General features: G+C 65.5%; 19 protein-coding genes and 1 tRNA gene. 9 read left to right on the top strand and 11 right to left on the bottom strand.

The genetic code is table 11. The features are described 5' to 3' along the window. The 3 genes from ACXYMN_RS17315 to ACXYMN_RS17325 all read left to right on the top strand — a co-directional run. Positions 1-892, top strand: an 892-nt coding sequence (locus ACXYMN_RS17315; protein ID WP_459015006.1) for an electron transfer flavoprotein-ubiquinone oxidoreductase, incomplete at its 5' end; no start/stop codon positions are given. Positions 893-1,024: 132 nt separating this feature from the next. Next, positions 1,025-2,749, top strand: a complete 1,725-nt coding sequence (locus tag ACXYMN_RS17320; protein WP_459015008.1) for a tetratricopeptide repeat protein — start codon at positions 1,025-1,027, stop codon at positions 2,747-2,749. Then, complete coding sequence (locus tag ACXYMN_RS17325; RefSeq protein WP_459015010.1) at positions 2,739-3,569, top strand: 4-(cytidine 5'-diphospho)-2-C-methyl-D-erythritol kinase; 831 nt, start codon at positions 2,739-2,741, stop codon at positions 3,567-3,569. Before ACXYMN_RS17320 ends, ACXYMN_RS17325 begins: the two co-directional genes overlap by 11 nt. Positions 3,570-3,720: 151 nt before the next feature. Here the strand turns inward: ACXYMN_RS17325 and ACXYMN_RS17330 are convergent, their stop codons facing one another. Together ACXYMN_RS17330 and ACXYMN_RS17335 are read right to left on the bottom strand one after the other, a co-directional pair. Continuing rightward, positions 3,721-5,001 carry a cytochrome-c peroxidase gene (locus tag ACXYMN_RS17330; protein WP_459015138.1) on the bottom strand — a complete coding sequence of 427 codons (1,281 nt, stop codon included), beginning with the start codon at positions 4,999-5,001 and terminating at the stop codon, positions 3,721-3,723. Positions 5,002-5,167: 166 nt separating this feature from the next. After that, entirely contained in the window at positions 5,168-6,169 is a 1,002-nt protein-coding gene (locus ACXYMN_RS17335) for a polyprenyl synthetase family protein (protein WP_459015012.1), read from the bottom strand. A gap of 55 nt (positions 6,170-6,224) precedes the next feature. On the opposite strand from ACXYMN_RS17335, the gene ACXYMN_RS17340 reads away from it, so the two are divergent. From ACXYMN_RS17340 to ACXYMN_RS17350, 3 genes are all read left to right on the top strand, one after another. Then, positions 6,225-6,440, top strand: a complete 216-nt coding sequence (locus ACXYMN_RS17340) for a putative signal transducing protein (RefSeq protein ID WP_459015014.1) — start codon at positions 6,225-6,227, stop codon at positions 6,438-6,440. After that, positions 6,430-7,215, top strand: a complete 786-nt coding sequence (locus tag ACXYMN_RS17345) for a tRNA1(Val) (adenine(37)-N6)-methyltransferase (RefSeq protein WP_459015016.1) — start codon at positions 6,430-6,432, stop codon at positions 7,213-7,215. Before ACXYMN_RS17340 ends, ACXYMN_RS17345 begins: the two co-directional genes overlap by 11 nt. Before the next feature lie 108 nt (positions 7,216-7,323). Beyond that, positions 7,324-7,500, top strand: a complete 177-nt coding sequence (locus ACXYMN_RS17350) for a YdcH family protein (RefSeq protein WP_459015018.1) — start codon at positions 7,324-7,326, stop codon at positions 7,498-7,500. Between the two features lie 264 nt (positions 7,501-7,764). On the opposite strand, the gene phbB is transcribed toward ACXYMN_RS17350, so the two are convergent. The 4 genes from phbB to ACXYMN_RS17370 all read right to left on the bottom strand — a co-directional run bounded on the left by phbB (position 7,765) and on the right by ACXYMN_RS17370 (position 11,975). After that, positions 7,765-8,487, bottom strand: coding sequence for an acetoacetyl-CoA reductase (gene phbB, locus ACXYMN_RS17355; RefSeq protein ID WP_459015020.1), 723 nt, complete (start codon positions 8,485-8,487; stop codon positions 7,765-7,767). An 83-nt stretch (positions 8,488-8,570) separates the two neighbouring features. Further along, positions 8,571-9,413 carry a patatin-like phospholipase family protein gene (locus ACXYMN_RS17360; protein WP_459015022.1) on the bottom strand — a complete coding sequence of 281 codons (843 nt, stop codon included), beginning with the start codon at positions 9,411-9,413 and terminating at the stop codon, positions 8,571-8,573. A gap of 47 nt (positions 9,414-9,460) precedes the next feature. Further along, complete coding sequence (locus ACXYMN_RS17365) at positions 9,461-10,636, bottom strand: acetyl-CoA C-acetyltransferase (protein ID WP_459015023.1); 1,176 nt, start codon at positions 10,634-10,636, stop codon at positions 9,461-9,463. A 520-nt stretch (positions 10,637-11,156) separates the two neighbouring features. Beyond that, on the bottom strand, positions 11,157-11,975 hold the full coding sequence (locus tag ACXYMN_RS17370; RefSeq protein WP_459015025.1) for an EAL domain-containing protein: 819 nt from the start codon (positions 11,973-11,975) through the stop codon (positions 11,157-11,159). A gap of 297 nt (positions 11,976-12,272) precedes the next feature. On the opposite strand from ACXYMN_RS17370, the gene rpsD reads away from it, so the two are divergent. Continuing rightward, a complete protein-coding gene (rpsD, locus tag ACXYMN_RS17375) occupies positions 12,273-12,893 on the top strand; it encodes a 30S ribosomal protein S4 (RefSeq protein ID WP_459015027.1) in 621 nt (206 codons plus the stop codon). 178 nt (positions 12,894-13,071) lie between these two features. Here rpsD and ACXYMN_RS17380 read toward each other — a convergent pair whose 3' ends face one another. Further along, a complete protein-coding gene (locus ACXYMN_RS17380) occupies positions 13,072-13,299 on the bottom strand; it encodes a DUF1127 domain-containing protein (RefSeq protein ID WP_459015028.1) in 228 nt (75 codons plus the stop codon). A 248-nt stretch (positions 13,300-13,547) separates the two neighbouring features. Next, positions 13,548-14,573, bottom strand: a complete 1,026-nt coding sequence (locus ACXYMN_RS17385; protein WP_459015030.1) for a LacI family DNA-binding transcriptional regulator — start codon at positions 14,571-14,573, stop codon at positions 13,548-13,550. 153 nt (positions 14,574-14,726) lie between these two features. On the opposite strand from ACXYMN_RS17385, the gene ACXYMN_RS17390 reads away from it, so the two are divergent. Then, positions 14,727-14,803: transfer RNA gene (locus ACXYMN_RS17390), tRNA-Arg, on the top strand. Positions 14,804-14,841: 38 nt separating this feature from the next. Here ACXYMN_RS17390 and ACXYMN_RS17395 read toward each other — a convergent pair. From ACXYMN_RS17395 to ACXYMN_RS17405, 3 genes are all read right to left on the bottom strand, one after another. After that, positions 14,842-15,360 carry a DUF421 domain-containing protein gene (locus ACXYMN_RS17395; protein WP_459015032.1) on the bottom strand — a complete coding sequence of 173 codons (519 nt, stop codon included), beginning with the start codon at positions 15,358-15,360 and terminating at the stop codon, positions 14,842-14,844. Between the two features lie 281 nt (positions 15,361-15,641). Next, positions 15,642-16,346 (bottom strand): winged helix-turn-helix domain-containing protein, encoded by a 705-nt coding sequence (locus tag ACXYMN_RS17400; RefSeq protein ID WP_459015033.1) that lies wholly within the window; start codon positions 16,344-16,346, stop codon positions 15,642-15,644. Then, positions 16,318-16,599: a hypothetical protein gene (locus ACXYMN_RS17405; RefSeq protein WP_459015034.1), complete on the bottom strand. Its 282-nt coding sequence runs from the start codon at positions 16,597-16,599 to the stop codon at positions 16,318-16,320. The genes ACXYMN_RS17400 and ACXYMN_RS17405 overlap by 29 nt, the downstream gene beginning before the upstream one ends. A gap of 184 nt (positions 16,600-16,783) precedes the next feature. Between ACXYMN_RS17405 and ACXYMN_RS17410 the strand changes: the two genes are divergently transcribed. Next, a complete protein-coding gene (locus tag ACXYMN_RS17410; protein WP_459015035.1) occupies positions 16,784-17,377 on the top strand; it encodes a hypothetical protein in 594 nt (197 codons plus the stop codon). Positions 17,378-17,416 lie beyond the last annotated feature (39 nt).

Genomic DNA, 17,416 nt, shown 5'->3' on the forward strand with positions numbered 1-17,416 from the left:
CAATCAGGTCTATGTGGGTTTCGTGGTGCATCTCAACTACGAGAACCCGCATCTCTACCCCTATATGGAGTTCCAGCGCTTCAAGCATCACCCGATGGTGGCCGACCTTCTGGAGGGCGGCAAACGGGTGGCCTATGGCGCCCGGGCGATCTCGGAAGGGGGCTATCAGTCGATGCCGAAGATGGTGGCGCCGGGCGTGGCGCTTCTGGGCTGTTCGGTCGGCATGGTCAACGTGCCGCGCATCAAGGGCAACCACAACGCGATGCTGTCGGGCAAGGCCGCGGCAGAGGCCGCGCATGCCGCCATCAAGGCCGGTCGGACCTCGGACGAGCTGGCCGACTACGAGACCGAAGTGCGCGAGGGCGCCATCGGCCAGGACCTCAAGCGGGTGCGCAACGTCAAGCCGCTCTGGTCGAAATACGGCCTCGCGACCAGCCTTCTGGCGGGCGGGTTCGACATGTGGACCAACACGCTGGGGTTTTCGCTGTTCGGCACCATCAAGCACGGCAAGACGGATGCGGAGGCCACCGGAAAAGCCAAGGATCACAAGAAGATCGACTATCCCAAGCCCGACGGCAAGCTGAGCTTCGACCGGCTCACCAACGTGTCTTTCGCCGCCACCAACCACGCCGAAAGCCAGCCCTCGCACCTCAAGCTGAAGGACCCGGGCAAGGCCGTGGAGGTCGACTGGACGCTTTATGGCGGCCCGAGCCAGCGCTACTGCCCGGCCGGCGTCTACGAGTTCGTCGACCAGGACGGCACCGGGCCGCGCTTCGTGATCAACTTCCAGAACTGCGTCCACTGCAAGACATGCGACATCAAGGACCCCGCCCAGAACATCGTCTGGACCACCCCACAAGGCGGCGACGGACCGAATTACCCCAATATGTAATGTCGCTGTGATCGGAATTACGCCAACGTGACATGCGGGGCAGTCGGATATGGCCGCCCCGCATTGCGTCCGGACCCTGCCCGGGGTTACGCTGCCGCCCGAGCAAACGCGCCGAGCAGAAGGATGCGGTCGATGACAGGTATCGCGATCAAATGGATGAGGACGGCCGTCGCGGCCATCGTGATCGGGGTGCCGATGGCGGCCACGGCACAAGGCGTGGCGGGCGACTACCTTGCCGCGCGCCAGGCCGCCCGGGCGGGCGATTTCGAGGCCGCGGCGGACTATTACGACCGCACGCTGATGCACGATCACGAACGCGTCGAGTTTCTGGATCGCGCGGCGCTGTCGCATCTGTCGCTGGGCAATATCGAACGCGCGGCCATTCTGGGCGAGCGGGTGCTGGCGCAGGGCCAGTCCAGCCAGATCGCGCAGATGGCGGTCGCGGCCCAGGCCATGTCGCAGGAAAACTACGCTTCGGTCCTGGCCGCCATCGACGCCGATCGCGGCGCGGGGCCGCTGGTCGACGGGCTGGCGCGGGCCTGGGCGCTGCTGGGGCAGGGCGACATGACCTCTGCACTGAATGCCTTCGACGAGGTCGGGGCGCAGCAGGGGCTGATGCCCTTCGCCATTTACCACAAGGGCCTGGCACTGGCCTCGGTCGGCGACTACGAGGGCGCCGAGGCGCTGATGGGGTCGGATGACGGCGGCGGCGTGCAGTTCACCCGCCGCGCCATCATGGCCCGGGTCGAGGTGCTCAGCCAGCTCGAGCGCAACGATGAGGCGCTGGCGCTGATCGACCGGTCCTTCAACGCGGCCTTCGACCCGGCGCTGTCGGCCATGGTCACCGCGCTAAAGGCCGGCGAGACGCTGCCCTTCACCCATGTGCGCGGCGCCAAGGAAGGCCTGGCCGAGACGTTCTTTACCATCGGTTCGGCGTTGACCAACGATGCCAGCGAAGACTTCACCCTGCTCTATTCGCGCATCGCCGAATACCTCAACCCGCGTCACACCGATGCGATCCTGATGTCGGCGGAATTGCTGCGCAGCCTCGGTCAGCACGAACTTGCGGGCAGGGCCTACAAGAAGGTGCCGCGCGACGATCCGGCCTTCCACGCCGCCGAGATCGGGCGCGCCGAAGCCCTGCGCGCAGAGGGCAAGACCGACGCCGCGGTCGAGGTTCTGGAAAGCCTGGCCGAGACCCACGGTAACCTGCCGGTGGTGCAGTCGACGCTGGCGGATTTCATGCGTCGGCTCGAACGCTATGACGACGCCATCGCCGCCTATAGCCGCGCGATCGACGCCTATGACGCCCCCGAAACCGAACAGTGGTTTCTCTACTACGCGCGCGGCATTTCCCATGAACGCTCCGGCGCCTGGGACAAGGGCGAAGCCGATTTCCGCGCCGCGCTCGAACTGAACCCCGAACAGCCGCAGGTGCTGAATTACCTGGGCTATTCGCTGGTCGAACACCAGATCAAGCTCGACGAAGCGCTCGACATGATCGAGCGTGCGGTCGCCGCGCGCCCCGATGCGGGGTACATCGTCGACAGCCTGGGGTGGGTCTACTACCGCCTCGGGCGCTATGACGAAGCGGTGGGCCAGCTGGAACGCGCCGCCGAACTGATGCCGATCGATCCGGTGGTGAACGATCACCTCGGCGATGCCTATTGGGCGGTCGGGCGCGAACTCGAGGCGGAATTCATGTGGAAACGCGCGCTGTCCTTCATCGATTTCGAAGAGGTGTCCGAGGACGCCGATCCCGTGCGCATCCGCCGCAAGCTCGAGATCGGCCTCGATGCCGTGCTGGCCGAAGAGGGATCCGCGCCCCTGAACGTGGCGGCGGGCGATGGCGATTGAGCAATTCGCTCCGGCCAAGGTCAACCTGACGCTGCACGTCACCGGGCAACGGCCCGATGGCTATCACGAACTGACGTCCCTGGTGGTGTTCGCCGATGTCGGTGATGTGGTCCGGGTGACGGACGCGGATGCGCTGACACTCGAGGTTACCGGGCCGATGGCGGCGGGCGTGCCGACGGGCCGCGACAATCTGGTCCTGCGCGCCGCCGAACTTCTCGACCCGGTGCGGGGCGCGCATATCGTGCTTGAAAAACACCTGCCATCGGCGGCCGGGATCGGTGGCGGCTCTTCGGATGCGGCGGCGACCCTGCGCGCCCTGTCGACGCTCTGGGGCATGCCGATCCCGCGCCAGACCGTGTCGCTGGGGGCGGATGTCCCGATGTGCCTCGAGCCTTTGGCGCAACTGGTCTCGGGCATTGGCGAGGGCGCGTTGCCAGTGCAGGGCCTGCCCGCGCTGCCGGCGGTTCTGGTCAATCCCGGCGTCGAGGTCGCCACGGTCGACGTGTTCGGCGCGCTTGCCGACAAGGACAACGCACCCATGCCCGAGGATTGGCCCGAACTGCCGGATGTGGCCGCGATGGCCACGTTCCTCGCCGGGACCCGCAACGATCTCGCGGCCGCGACGCTGACACTGGTTCCCGAAATCGGGGCTGTGACGCAGGCGCTCGGCGATGCGCTGATCGCGCGCATGTCAGGCTCGGGCGCCACCTGCTTCGGCCTCTACCCGGACGCCTCCTCGGCCACCGCAGCCGCCGCGCGGATCGCCGCCGAACATCCGGGCTGGTGGGTCCGGGCAGTCACCCTCAATCCCGCCCCCTAGACCGCCGCGCCCGACGCGGTGACCACCCCCCCCGCCCGGGCGTCCCACGTTGCCCGTTCCGGGCCGCTGTCACGATCGGACCGGAAATACTCCGGGGAGCGCGAGGGGCCGGCCCCTCGCTCCTGCCCGCGCCCCGGGCGCAGGTCCGGGATCAGGGCGCGGGGACCGGCAGGCCGCTCGGCACCGTTTCGGGAATGCCAAGCCGCCCCGCGCGCGCGACCGGATCGGTCAGCGTGCCAAGAAACGCCACCAGGGCCGCGATCTCGCCCGCATCGAGCGGCACCGCCCCGCTGCGATGGGCGGACAGGATATTGCCGCGCTCGGCCTCGTCGTCCTGCACGCGCCAATCCTCGACCGCAAGCACCGGCAACACGGCGGACCGGTCATAGCGCGCAAGGGCCGCTTCGGGGTCGGCGTGGTGGGCCAGGTAGGCTGACAGATCGTCATAGCCGCCGGCATGGCCGTAGGGCGCGGTCAGCGCGACATTGCGCAGCGACGGCGTGCGGAAGGCGTAGGCATCGGCGGGGTTTCCGGTGACGCGCATGCGGCCCTCGTCGCGGGCGTGGGGTTCAAGGGCCGCGGCCTTGCCGGGGCCAAGCTGCACGTCGCCCATGGCATGAAAGCCGTGATCGGTCTGGAACGCGCCGCTGTGGCAGCTGCTGCACCGCGCGTCGCCATAAAACAGCGACAGTCCGGCCATGGCGCGCGGGAAAAGCGCCGCCTCGCCGCGCAGATAGGCGTCGAAGGGGCTTTGGTCCGAACGCCACTCGAAAGCGATGAAGGCGGCGATGGCGTTCGAGATATCGGTGAAGGCGATGTCGTCCGGCGTCTCGATGCCGGGATAGATCGCGGTGAACGCCGTGGCATAGGCATCGATCGCCGCCACCCGCCGCGCGATGATGTCCCAGGCACCGCCGGGGCCGGTCAGCTGCCCCAGCCGCACCGCTTCGGAGACGTCGTTTTCGCCGTGATGTCCGGCCATCTCGTCGGGCGACAGCACCGGGAACATGGATTGCGCCGACAGGACCGAGGCAAAGCCTTCGGTCATGTGGCGGCCCAGCGGCGTGCGGATGGTGCCGTCCGCCCGGGCTTCCACGCGCCCGTCATGGAACATCACGGTAAATTCCCGCGCGCCCAGGTTCCACAGCGCCTGCGCGTTCCTGGGCACGCGCCGTTCGGGCAGGTTTTCGGGGTCGGTGACGCGTCTGGGGCCAAGCCCCACGCCGCCATCGCCGAGGCCCAGCGCCAGCCCGTCCCCGGTGCCGAATGCCGGATGATGGCACGACGCGCAGGCGACGCTCCTGTTGCCGGAAAGGATGGGGTCGTAGAACAGCATCTGGCCCAGCCACGCCTCTGAAATCGACACCGGTCGGTAATCGGCGTCGGTGATCGGATCGGGCAGGTCGGCGGCGGAACCGACCGTGCCGACCATCAGGGCACAGAGCGTGAGGCGGAAAAACAACGCGAACTCCGGGTCTTGGCTGCCGCGGATGTTGGCCGAGCGCGGGCGCGGACGCAAGTCCGGTCGGGGCGGGCCCGGGTTCGCGGGTCTGCAATCGCCGCGGATCCGAGGCCCCGCATCCCGTGCGGGGCAGCCGTCAGTTGACCCGGGCGACCACGTAATCGGCCAGGTCGATCAGCATGTCGCGCAGATCGCTTTGTGGCAGGCCCGACATCGCCGCCTTGGCCTTCGCGATCCAGCCGATGGCGTCGTCGCGCGTCGCCGCGAGCGCGCCGTGCCTGTCCAGCAGGACCAGCGCATGATCCAGATCGCCGTCGTCCTGACGGCCTTTCTCGATCACCCGCTGCCAGAAGGCGCGTTCTTCGTCATCTGCCCGCGCAACCGCCTTGATCACCGGCAGCGTCAGTTTCCGTTCGCGGAAATCGTCGCCGATATTCTTGCCGGTTGCATTGGCATCGCCCTGATAATCGAGCAGGTCGTCGACGATCTGGAACGCGATCCCGAGCGCGTCTCCGTAGTCGAAAAGCGCCTTCACCTGCGTCTCGTCGACGCCCGCGATCACGCCGCCCACCTCGGTCGCCGCCGAGAACAGCGCCGCGGTCTTGCCGCGCACGATCTTGAGGTAGATGCCCTCATCGGTGCGCAGGTCCTGCGCCGCGGAAAGCTGCAGCACCTCGCCCTCGGCAATCGTTGCGGCCGCGTTCGACAGGATGTCGAGCACCCGCAGATTGCCGGTTTCGACCATCAACTGGAACGACCGCGCGAACAGGTAGTCGCCGACCAGCACGCTGGACTTGTTGTCCCAGAGCAGGTTCGCGGTGGGCCGTCCGCGCCGCCGGGCGCTTTCATCGACGACGTCGTCATGCAGCAGCGTCGCGGTATGGATGAACTCCACCGTTGCGGCGAGATGGATGTGATAGGGTCCCGGGTAGCCGCACAGCCTGGCCGCCGCGAGGGTCAGCATCGGGCGCAATCGCTTGCCGCCCGCCTCGACCAGGTGCGCGGTGACTTCGGGGATGCGGGGCGCATGTTCAGAGGCCATGCGTTCGCGGATCAGGGTATTGACCGACGTCATCTCGGCGCTCAGCGCCGCGGCCAGGCGGTCATGTGGTTTCTGCATTGCGTGGTCCAGGCTCATCATCTCTCCGGGTCGCATCTCGACAGTCGAAAGCCCTAGGGGTTAGATCGTTCGTATGGAAGAATTATTGCGCACGAATGACATCACGCTGATCCCCCTGGCACGGGCCGTTCTTGACGACGAGGGTATAGAGACCTTCGAGTTGGACGTAAACATGAGCATCCTCGAGGGATCCATCGGAATTCTGCCGCGCCGATTGATGGTGCGGACGGGCGATCTGGCCCGGGCACGCAGGGTATTGTGGGAAAACGGCGTGCGCCTTGACGGATGACGACGCGGAGTTTGACGCCGACGCGCTGAGCCGAGACGCGTTTCTGGGCGGGCGCATCACGCTGGCGCAGCCACGGCGCGGCTACCGGGCCGGGATCGATCCGGTGCTGCTGGCCGCATCGGTCGAGGCGCGGGCCGGGCAGCGGGTGCTCGATCTGGGCTGCGGGGCCGGGGCCGCGCTGTTCTGTCTGGCGGCGCGCATACCGGGGCTGTCCCTGACCGGCGTCGAGCGGCAGCCGGACTACGCCGCGCTGGCCCGGCAGAACGGCGCGACGAACGGGCTTGCGGCGCGCATCGTTGCCGCCGATCTGTCGGCGCTGCCGGTGGCTTTGCGCCAAGAGCGATTCGATCACATCCTTGCCAATCCGCCGTATTTCGACCCCCTCGCACGTTCATCGTCGCAGGATCCGGGGCGCGAGGCGGCGATGGCCGAGGCGACGCCGCTGGCGACGTGGGTTTCGGTGGCCGCGCGGCGGCTTGCCCCTTCGGGGTTCGTGCACATCGTTCACCGCGCCGAACGGGTGCCCGATATCCTTGCCGCGCTCCGGGACGTGCTGGGGTCGGTCGAGGTCAAGCCACTGGCACCGCGACAGGGCCGTGCCGCGCGGCTGGTGCTGGTGCGCGCACGCAAGGGGGGACGCGCGGCGTTCCGGCTGCATGCGCCGCTTGTCCTGCACGCGGGCGATCATCACACCGTGGACGGCGATGATTACACTGACGCGGTCCAGGCGATCCTGCGCGAGGGTGCGCCGCTCGATTTTGCGCAGGCCCCTTAGATAGTTTCAATTGGCGGAAATTTGCTTTGCATACTTTGCGCATGCGGCGTGACTTCCTACATATTCTATGCTCCACTCTGGAGTATCAACAGCAAAGGAGGTCCCCCCATGAGCCTAAGTTCGCATTTGATGGAGCTGAAGAAGAAGCATGCCATTTTATCGGACAAGGTCGAGGAGGCCCAGCGATCCCCGGGAACGGATGATCTGCAGGTGGCTGAACTTAAAAAGCAGAAATTGCGCCTGAAGGAAGAAATTTCGCGGCTGTCCGCCGAGACAGTCCACTAACGCAAAGACCAGAGGCGTCGGCATGCACCCATGCCGTCGCCCCACATCGATGGCGGTGCCTTTCTGGCAGACCGGCATCCGGTGGTCGGCAGCTTTGGCCGTGACCACCCTTTTCCTGCGACAAGACAGCGTGCGACTGCCCACCGCGGGTCGGTCGATGAACGGCCCCGAGGTCAACATCGAGCGGCGCAGCACGCAAAAAGCCCCGGCGCGGGGCCGGGGCTTTTCCGCCCTTGCGGGCGTCATCGCACATGAGTCGTCGGATCAGACGAGGTATTGACCGCCATTGGCCGAAATCGTCGAGCCGTTGATGAACGACGCATCGTCAGAGACCAGGAAAGACACGCAGCGGGCCATCTCTTCGGGTTCGCCAAGGCGCCCTGCGGGGATCTGGCTGATGATCGACTCGCGCACCTTTTCCGGCACCGCCATGACCATTTCGGTGGCGATGTAGCCCGGGCAGACGGCGTTGGCGGTGATGCCCTTGGCCGCGCCTTCCTGCGCCAGCGACTTGATGATCCCGAGGTCACCGGCCTTGGTCGCGGCATAGTTCACCTGGGCGAACTGGCCCTTCTGGCCATTGACCGACGAGATCACAACGATGCGTCCGAAGCCGCGCTCGCGCATGCCGGGCCAGATCGGGTGCACGGTGTTGAAGACACCGGTCAGGTTGGTGTCGATGACCTCGTGCCACTGTTCGGGCTTCATCTTGTGGAACGGTGCATCGCGGGTAATGCCCGCATTGGCGACGATCACCTCGATCGGGCCGAGATCGGCCTCGACCTGCGCAAGGCCCGCCTTGGAGCTTTCGTAGTCGCCCACGTTCCACTTGTAGGTCTTGATGCCGGTCTCTTCAGTGAAGGCCTTGGCCTTCTCGTCATTGCCGGCATAGGTCGCGGCGACCGAGAACCCGTCGGCCTTGAGCCGCTTCGAAATGGCGGCCCCGATGCCCCGGCTCCCACCGGTCACTACTGCTACACGTCCCATGTCTTTCCTCCTTGGATAGGTTGGTCTTGGTGGCATCGTTGCGAAATCCGTCCGGAAAGCGCAACGATATTACGCCTTTTGGTTCAGAGAATGTTCCGAACCTTCAGCATTCGTTGGGCATCATGCACGCCCTGATCCCAGGTCGCACGAAGCTTTCCGGGATCGGTAAAATCGATCTTGTCGGCGGGCGTCTCTTCCGAGGGATGCAGGTAATAGCGATTCTCGACGTCCGGCAGATTGGAATAGTCCCGGGTGAGCAAAACCATCGTGGTACCGATATCCGGGTCGGGCATCGGTGCCTGGTCGGCCATGCCGCCATCGACGACCGCCCGTCCGTTCCAGGTCGGGGGCTCGAAGACCGGCGGGATGACGGCAGCGGCACAGATCAGGTCGACAAGCTTGCCGTCGCGCGCCGCTGCGTTGGCATCGACCAGCGCATATTCGAGGCCGATCTTCTCGGCCCAGTTGAAATGCGGCGCGTTGACGATGTGCAGTTCCGCCTCGTAGGCGAGTGTCATCGCGATACCGGACAGGCTTGGCGGCAGCACTTCTGGCGGATGCGCAATCAGGATCTGGAAGTGCGGCCCGTCGGCGACAAGTGCTGCGGCATCCGCATCGATGACCTCGCCCACCACGTCGCAATAGATGGTCTGATGCGGCGTCAGCCCCTGATCGCCGTCGTGAAACAGATCGGCGTTGCTGTCCTGCGCCTCGAATGCGGCGCACATCGCCTCGAGCAGCGCCTCGTCACGCCCCGAGAGATAGGCAGCCCCGGCCAGCGCGCCGCCGGACACGCCGGTCAAGCGTTGGGGGGCGATAGTGCGCGACTTCGTCAGGGTCGCCAGAAAGCCACCCTGCCAGAAACAGCGCAGACCCCCGCCTGAAAAGACGAGCTGATCGGGATTATGTGGAATTATCTGCCGCATGCGCGGAAGGCGGGGCAGGGGCCCCGCCTTCGGTCAGTCTGCGTGGATTACGGACGCTCGACGCACATGGCGACGCCCATGCCGCCACCGATACACAGCGTCGCCAGGCCCTTCTTGGCACCGCGGCGCTTCATCTCGAACAGCAGGGTGTTGAGGACGCGGGCACCGGATGCGCCGATCGGGTGTCCGATCGCGATGGCACCGCCGTTGACGTTCACGATCTCGGGGTCCCAGCCCATGTCCTTGTTCACGGCGCAGGCCTGGGCGGCAAAGGCTTCGTTGGCTTCGACAAGGTCGAGATCCTGAGGCTTCCAGCCCGCCTTTTCCAAGGCCTTGCGGGAGGCGTAGATCGGGCCGACACCCATGATCTTGGGATCGAGGCCCGCCGTCGCGTAGGACACGATGCGCGCGAGCGGTTCGATGCCGCGCTTTTCCGCGTTCTCCGCGGTCATCAGAAGCGCACCTGCCGCGCCGTCATTGAGACCCGATGCGTTGGCCGCGGTGACCGTGCCGTCCTTGGTGAAGGCCGGGCGCAGCTTGGCCATGCTTTCGATGGTGGCGCCGTGGCGGATGTATTCGTCCTTGTCGACGACGATGTCGCCCTTGCGGGTCTTGACGGTGAAGGGGGTCACCTCGTCGTCGAAACGCCCGGCGTTCTGCGCGGCCTCGGCCTTGTTTTGCGAGGCGACAGCGAACTGGTCCTGCATCTCGCGGCTGATCTGCCATTTCTCGGCGACGTTTTCGGCGGTCTGGCCCATGTGGTAGCCGTTGAACGCATCCCAGAGGCCATCGCGAATCATCGTGTCGATGAACTTCACGTCGCCCATCTTGTGACCGGCACGCAGATGCGCGGCATGGGCCGACAGCGACATGCTTTCCTGACCCCCGGCGCAGATAATGTCGGCATCGCCAAGCTGGATGTGCTGGGCGCCGAGCGCCACGGCGCGCAGGCCGGACCCACAGACCTGGTTGATGCCCCAGGCTGCCGATTCCTCCGGCAGACCGGCGTTGATATGGGCCTGGCGCGCAGGGTTCTGCCCCTGTGCGGCGGTCAGGACCTGACCGAGAATAGTTTCGGAGATTTCGGACTTGTCGACACCTGCGCGCGCAACCAGCGCCTCCAGCATCGCAGCACCGAGCTCATGCGCTGGTGTGGACGCAAACGCGCCGTTGAAACTTCCGACAGCTGTGCGAGCCGCAGATGCAATCACGATGTTTGTCATGCCAGATATCCTTCCTTGCATGGTGCGCCATGGCATACAGAAAAAGCCCGCATGCGCGACGTGTCGTCCGCTGTGGTATCGGATGCGGCGATCTCGGGCAACCGATGAGCACCCAATTTGAGAGGGCAAAGGAAAGATCCTGCCCTTTGATCGGGGGGATCGCCCGGGGGGCGCAGGCAGGGGGGCCGCAAGCTGCGGGTCCGGCGTGCTTGGGGTCAAGCGTGCTCGGGGCCAGGCTGGTTTGAGGTCAGGCTGGTTTGAGGTCAGGCGGGTCTGAGAACGGGCGGGGTGAAGGTCAGGCGGGCCAGACATCATGCAGGCCCGAGATCAGGCAGGCCCGAGATCAGGCAGGCTTGAGATCAGGTAGGCCGGAGACCAGGCAGGCCCGAGATCAGGCAGGCTTGAGATCAGGTAGGCCGGAGACCAAGGCAGGCCCGAGATCAGGCAGGCCCGAGATCTGGCAGGCCGAAGATCAGGCAGGCCCGAGATCTGGCAGGCCCGAGATCGGGCGGGCTGAGGATCAGGCGGGTTGGGCGACGGCGGTACGCCATGGCGGGTCGAGCGTCGGGGCCGCGAAGTAGAAGCCCTGCAGGCAATCGACGCCGATATCGGTCAAGAAGGCTGCGTCGTCCTGGTTCTCGATGGCTTCTCCGATGGTGAAGACGTCCAGTTCACGCGCCATCGCGAGGATCGCGCGCAACAGCACCTGTGCATCGGCGTCTTCCGCCGCCCCCCGCGACAGGCGCCCGTCGATCTTCAGGATGTCGAAGGTAAAACGGCTCAGCACCCGCAGATTCGTGGCCCCCGCGCCGAAGTTGTCGAGCGCGAAGCTGATCCCCTTGGGCGAATACCGGCGCATGAAGTCGGTCACCAGTTCTGGCACCAGCATGGCCGACCGTTCCGTCACTTCGAGAATCAGCCGTTCGGCCACTGTCGGGTCGCCCTGAATGCCCTGTTCGAGGATATTGGTGTATTTGCGAAACCCGATGGAGCGCGCTGACAGGTTCAGGGACAGGCGGATGTCCGGATTGCGCGACAGCACGCCAAGGCCCTTGCTGAGGGCGACGCAATCCAGCAGGCGGCCGGTCTCTTCCTCTTCGATGTCGCGAATGAAATCGCGCGCGGGAATGATTCTGCCCGCCGGGTCCAGCACACGCGACAGGCCTTCGTAAAACGCCACGCGATCATGGGCCGCGCCATGCACGACCGGCTGGAACGCCAGGTTGACGTTGCGCGCACGGATGGCGGCGGCCACCACGTGGGGCGTGTCGCGATCCTGTTCGCGCACGGCGAATTCCAGTGCGTTTCGCGGCACGCTGCTATCAAGCCCACTGACCATGGCCGGTTCCAACTTCCTCTACCTTGCGCCAACAAGGTGGCCCGCCGAACCTTTCCGGATTCCTAACGCGGTCCCGTCGCCATAGCTGGCAATTGCCTCAAATTGCCATCGACGGGCGGGGTGCCTTGACAGGCCGAGGCACCCGGATATAAGCGCGCTTCCATTGGTGTTGGTGGCCCCCGCAAGGGGATGCCTGTCAGGGTCCGGGAAACCGAACAAGGCCCAGAGGACAACGCCCTTCAATAGCGGCCCCCGAGACCACCGAAGGGGCGGCGTCCAAACGAAGGAGATCAGACGGTGACCAAACGCACCTCTGCCAAGTACAAGATCGACCGCCGGATGGGTGAAAACATCTGGGGTCGTCCGAAATCCCCGGTCAATCGCCGCGAATACGGCCCCGGCCAGCACGGCCAGCGCCGCAAGGGCAAGGTGTCCGACTTCGGTCTGCAGCTGCGCGCCAAGCAGAAGCTGAAGGGCCATTACGGCGACCTGACCGAAAAGCAGTTCCGCCGCATCTTCGCCGACGCAGAGCGCCAGAAGGGCGACACCGGTGAGTTGCTCATCGGCCTGCTCGAGCGCCGCCTCGACGCGGTCGTCTACCGCGCGAAGTTTGTCGCAACGGTCTTTGCCGCGCGCCAGTTCGTGAACCACGGCCACGTCACGGTGAACGGCAAGAAGGTGAACATCCCCTCCTACCGCGTGAAGGAAGGCGACGTTATCGAGGTCCGCGAGAAGTCCAAGCAGATCGCCGCCGTCCTCGAGGCGACGCAACTGGCCGAGCGCGATGTGCCCGACTACATCGACGCCGACCACTCCAAGATGAAGGCCACTTTCGTGCGCCAGCCCGGACTGTCCGATGTGCCCTTCGCGGTGCAGATGGAACCCAACCTCGTGATCGAATTCTACGCGCAGAACTGATCCTTCGGGGTCCTGCGCAAGAGTATGGAATGGCCGTGCCCCCCGGGGTGCGGCCTTTTTCTTGGCGGGTCGGTCGCGTGAGGCCCGGATCCGCGGCAGCCAGACCGCCCGGGCACAAAAAACCGGCCACGCCGTCAGGCGCCGCCGGTTTCACGTCAGGCCCGGAACGGGGCTTTCGTCAAAGATAGAACCGGTCCCGGTAGACATGCCGGACAATGTCTTCGCGCTTGAGGCCGCGCGCGGCAAGTTCCGCGTCGGACATCGCCTGCAGACACTCTGCTTGGCGGTAGCGCGCGTTGCGTTCGGCAAGCCGGATCACGCCATTGAAGAAGCGGGAAAGGATGCCCTTGCCCTTGCCGGTGTCGGAGGTGGTGTTGGTCTGTGCGGTCACGGTAGCGGTCGCCATGGGATGTCTCCGAATTGGGTTCGATGCGCAGTTCGATCCCCCCTTGGTGCATCAGATAAGCACCGCTTGCGGCGCCCACCACGGCTATTCGCTCAAGCCCGCGTCCCGGTCGGTGCATGGCTGATGCGACACGTGGCTCCTGTGGCGCATGGCCGTTGCGGCACAAACGGCGCGCCCCCGGCGCATGGCTTGCAATGTCCCCAAGGGTCGGTGCCCGCCCGCGCGCATCGGCGCGGGATGCGGCAATGTCAGCGTCGTTTGAGAGTGTCGCCGATCGACACGCGCGGGGTCAGCTCGACGACCCGCTCGACCTCGGCGTCCGGGTTTTCGACAAGGGCGGCCACGATCTCTGCCGCCTTGCGCCCGATCTCTTCTCGTGCGGCATCCATGGTCGCCAGCTTGCGTGGCAAACCGTCCAGAAGCTCGACCCCGTTGAACCCGGCAAGCCCGATGCGACCGGGCACGTCGATGCCTTTCTCAAGCAGATAGAGAAGTCCGCCAGCACCGATCATGTCATTCGAATAATACAGGAAATCCAGCTCTGGCGTGCGTTCGAGGATGGTCTCGGTCATCTCGCGCCCCTTGGCCAGGGCCGACCCGCCGGAATAGAATTCCTGGTCCATGACCTCGACCCCGGCCTTGGCCAAGGTCTCGGTGAAGGCCTCGAACCGTTTACGGGCCCGGTGATCGAGCGGCATCTTGGTGCCCAGAAAGCCGATATTGGTATAGCCCGATTTCAGGATCAGTTGCGCCATTTCGCGCCCGGCGCGGCGGTGCGAGATGCCCACCATTGCATCGATGGGCGTGCCGTCGGTGTCCATGATCTCGACCACCGGAATGCCCGAGGCGGCCAGCATGGCGCGCGATGCATCGGTGTGTTCAAGCCCGGCGATGATCACCGACGAGGGCCGCCACGACAGCATCTCGTAAAGGACGCGCTCTTCCTTTTCCGGCAGGTAATCGGTGACCCCGACTACGGGCTGCAGATCGGTTTCTTCCAGCACGGCGCTGATGCCGCTCATGACTTCGGGGAATACCATGTTGCGCAGGCTGGGGATGATCACCGCCACGAGGTTGACGCGCTGGCTGGCCAGGGCCCCGGCGATCTTGTTCGGCACGTAGCCCAGCGACTTGGCCGCCGCGAGGACCTTCTGGCGGGTTGCATCCGATACGTCCCCCCGGTTTCGCAGCACGCGACTCACGGTCATCTCGGAGACGCCGGAGGCCTCGGATACATCGCGGAGCGTCAAGGGTCGGGGGGGTGTGGCGACCAACTGGAAACCTCGTATCTTGCGGCGTTTCGTGCAGGGTACTCCATTCCCGTCGCCACTCACAAGGCGCGGCGTTCCCGCGCGCGCCCCGCTCTCGGATTTGCGCCGGTTGCGGGGTGACAGGGGCGATATGCCACGATAAATGTGCGCAGGCGTGGCTCCGTGGCTCAACTGGATAGAGCAGCCCCCTCCTAAGGGGCAGGTTGCAGGTTCGAATCCTGCCGGGGTCACCAAAAACACCTGAAAAATATGGCGCTGTCGAACATCGTCGTCAGTCGAGCCGCTGCACGCCGTCGAGCAGCGTCTGGTTCAGGGTGGGACCGTGCAGGACGGAGATGTCGCCGGTTGTCTCGAGCACGACCGCGCGCACGTCCGAAAAATCGAGCACGTTGGCTTCGCGCAATTTGGCGATCAGGTCGTCCTCGGCCACGCGCGTTGCATCCAAAGCTGCATGAAGGATGACCCCGTCGCGCATCAGCATGACCGGGGAATTCTGCACGGCGGACTGGAACGCGTCGGAGGATCGGCGCAACCGCGCGGCAAGATATTGCACGCCCAGCAAGCTTGCGATCGCGACGGTGGCCTGCACAAATCCGGTCCACGATGTCGCCTGACTTGCTCCGGCCAGAAGCGACCCGATGGCGACGGTCACCACGAAATCGAAGGCCGTCATTTTCGAAAAGGCGCGCAGGCCGATGACGCGCACGACGAGGATGACCCAGCAGACGGCGACCGATGACAGGGCAATTGCCCGGATAAACGTGTCGAGCATGTCGGAGGATACGAACATTGTCTGGTCAACTCACTTGGGTGAACGGCGCGGGGTGGCCGGCGGGGCGGCGATGCGGGGCCCCTGAACCGCCATGTCAGGCCCGGGGCAGGCAGGAATGTCACTAACGTCGCCAGCGCAGGAATGGTTCCTGCAACCCTGTGCACGATGCCGGGTGCCAGACGGATGCGCGGTTGCGGGCATCGCCGGCCAGGGCAGGGGGCAGGGGGGGGCAGGCTGGCGGGCCCGGAACGCGTCCCCGGCGGCTATTTGTGCCGATGCGCGCCCTCCGCCGCTGTTGATCAGACGACCTGGATGACGCCCTTGTCGACGGCCAGCACATAGCCGCGCTTGGCGATGGTCTTGACCAGCAATTCCGACACCAGCTGGTTGCCCAACCCGTCGCGCAGCCGCTTGATGCGGGTGGCACCTGCGGCCTCTTCGCAATCGACCTCGTTGCGGCCCGAGATCATCGCCTCGATCTGCGTGCCGGTCAGCATCTCTTCGTCCAGCCGGGCCTCGGCGAGGATCGCCAGCGTCTCCATCATCGCCTCGGTCAGCTTGAAGCCCATGGTGTTGAGATAGACGGTGTTCTCTTCTCGGCTGATGATCAGCGACGACACCTCGATGCCGGACCGTTCGACCGCGGCCATGCGCCGGTTGAGCGTCACCAGCATCACCAGGAACACCAGCGCGGCGATCAGCATCGCGGTGGCAAAGACCAGCAGCACGAAGATCGTCACCCGATAGCTTTCCAGCGTCTCGGAAAAGGCGGTGCCCGATTGCGCCAGGATCTCGAGCAGCTTGATCTCGGCCTGGGTGGTCAGATCGTCATTCTCGATGAACAGCCTCTCGACCCGGTCATTGAAGGCGCCCGCATCGGGCAGGGTGAACAGCAGCCACGCGCCGACCGCGGCCAGCAGGCCGACGATGGCGACAAGACCCAGGGTCACGATGCGCGTGCCAGATCGGCGCGCGTCAGTAACGGAGATAGTGTTGCCCGGCACTGTCCTTCCTTTCTTCGAGACCTGAGTCGTCGAACACGGATACCACATTCAGAAGCGACCAGCCCTCTGCGGCAAGTCGCGGACCCAACGCACGGGTGGCGGCCTTCTTGTTGCACGCCGCGTCCGGTATTTCGGCCACGCCGTAGTGCAGACGCAAGGGGTTTTCCCGCTTGGCCTTGTAGTCAGCGTAACACGCAGCCTGGGCCGCCGCCGGGCCGAATGTCAGTGCCAGGATGAGAATGATCTGTTTCATGCGCACAGACTGCGGCAGGTCGCGTTGTCATTCAATATCGCAGGCGTTGCCGGGGCCGATATCGGATAACCGCGCCCGCGTCATTGCGTGACGGGACCGGTGCGGTGGAGCCTGTCTGGTATCGGCGATCCATCCTTGCCCCCAACGGCCCGGACCGCCCGCTGCAACCTGAAAGGAAAGCCCCATGTCCCGCCGTTTCATCACGCTCGTGCTGGTCGCGTCCACCGCGATCAGCGTCATGTCCACTCAGGCGCGCGCCACGTCGCCCGAGGATATCGCCAAGATACTGGGAAGCGCCACGCTTTTGTATTTCATCAGCCAGGCCGTCGACGAGGCCGAGGCCAAGGAAGAAAAGCAGAAGAAGAAGGACAAGCAGAAGAAGGCAGCCGCCGCTGCGGCCAAGGCTGAGGCCGAGGCCGAAGCGCAGGCCAAGGCGCACCATTCCAGCGGCAAGCACAACTGGATCGAGCCGCATACCGCGCACCCGCCGCACGTCGCGCACCCGCCGCACAAGCCGCATAAACCGAACAAGGCCCATGAGGAAACGCGCTACTACGCCCATCCGCGTACCGTGCCGCCGAGATGCCGGGTCACCGTCCCGATCGAGGACGGCAAGCCGCGCGTCTTCTACAGCGGCCGCTGCCTCAAGCGGCACTACCCGGCCTTCGCGACGCTGCCCGCCGCCTGCAACGTCAAGTTCACCTACAACGACCGCTTGCAGTCGGGCTTTTTCGAACGTTGCCTTGACCGCCGCGGCTATTACACGCCGCGCCACTAGGCACCAGGCGTCGCGCAGGGCGGACGGGAACGCCCCCGT

Source organism: Roseivivax sp. CAU 1753 (assembly GCF_054482575.1).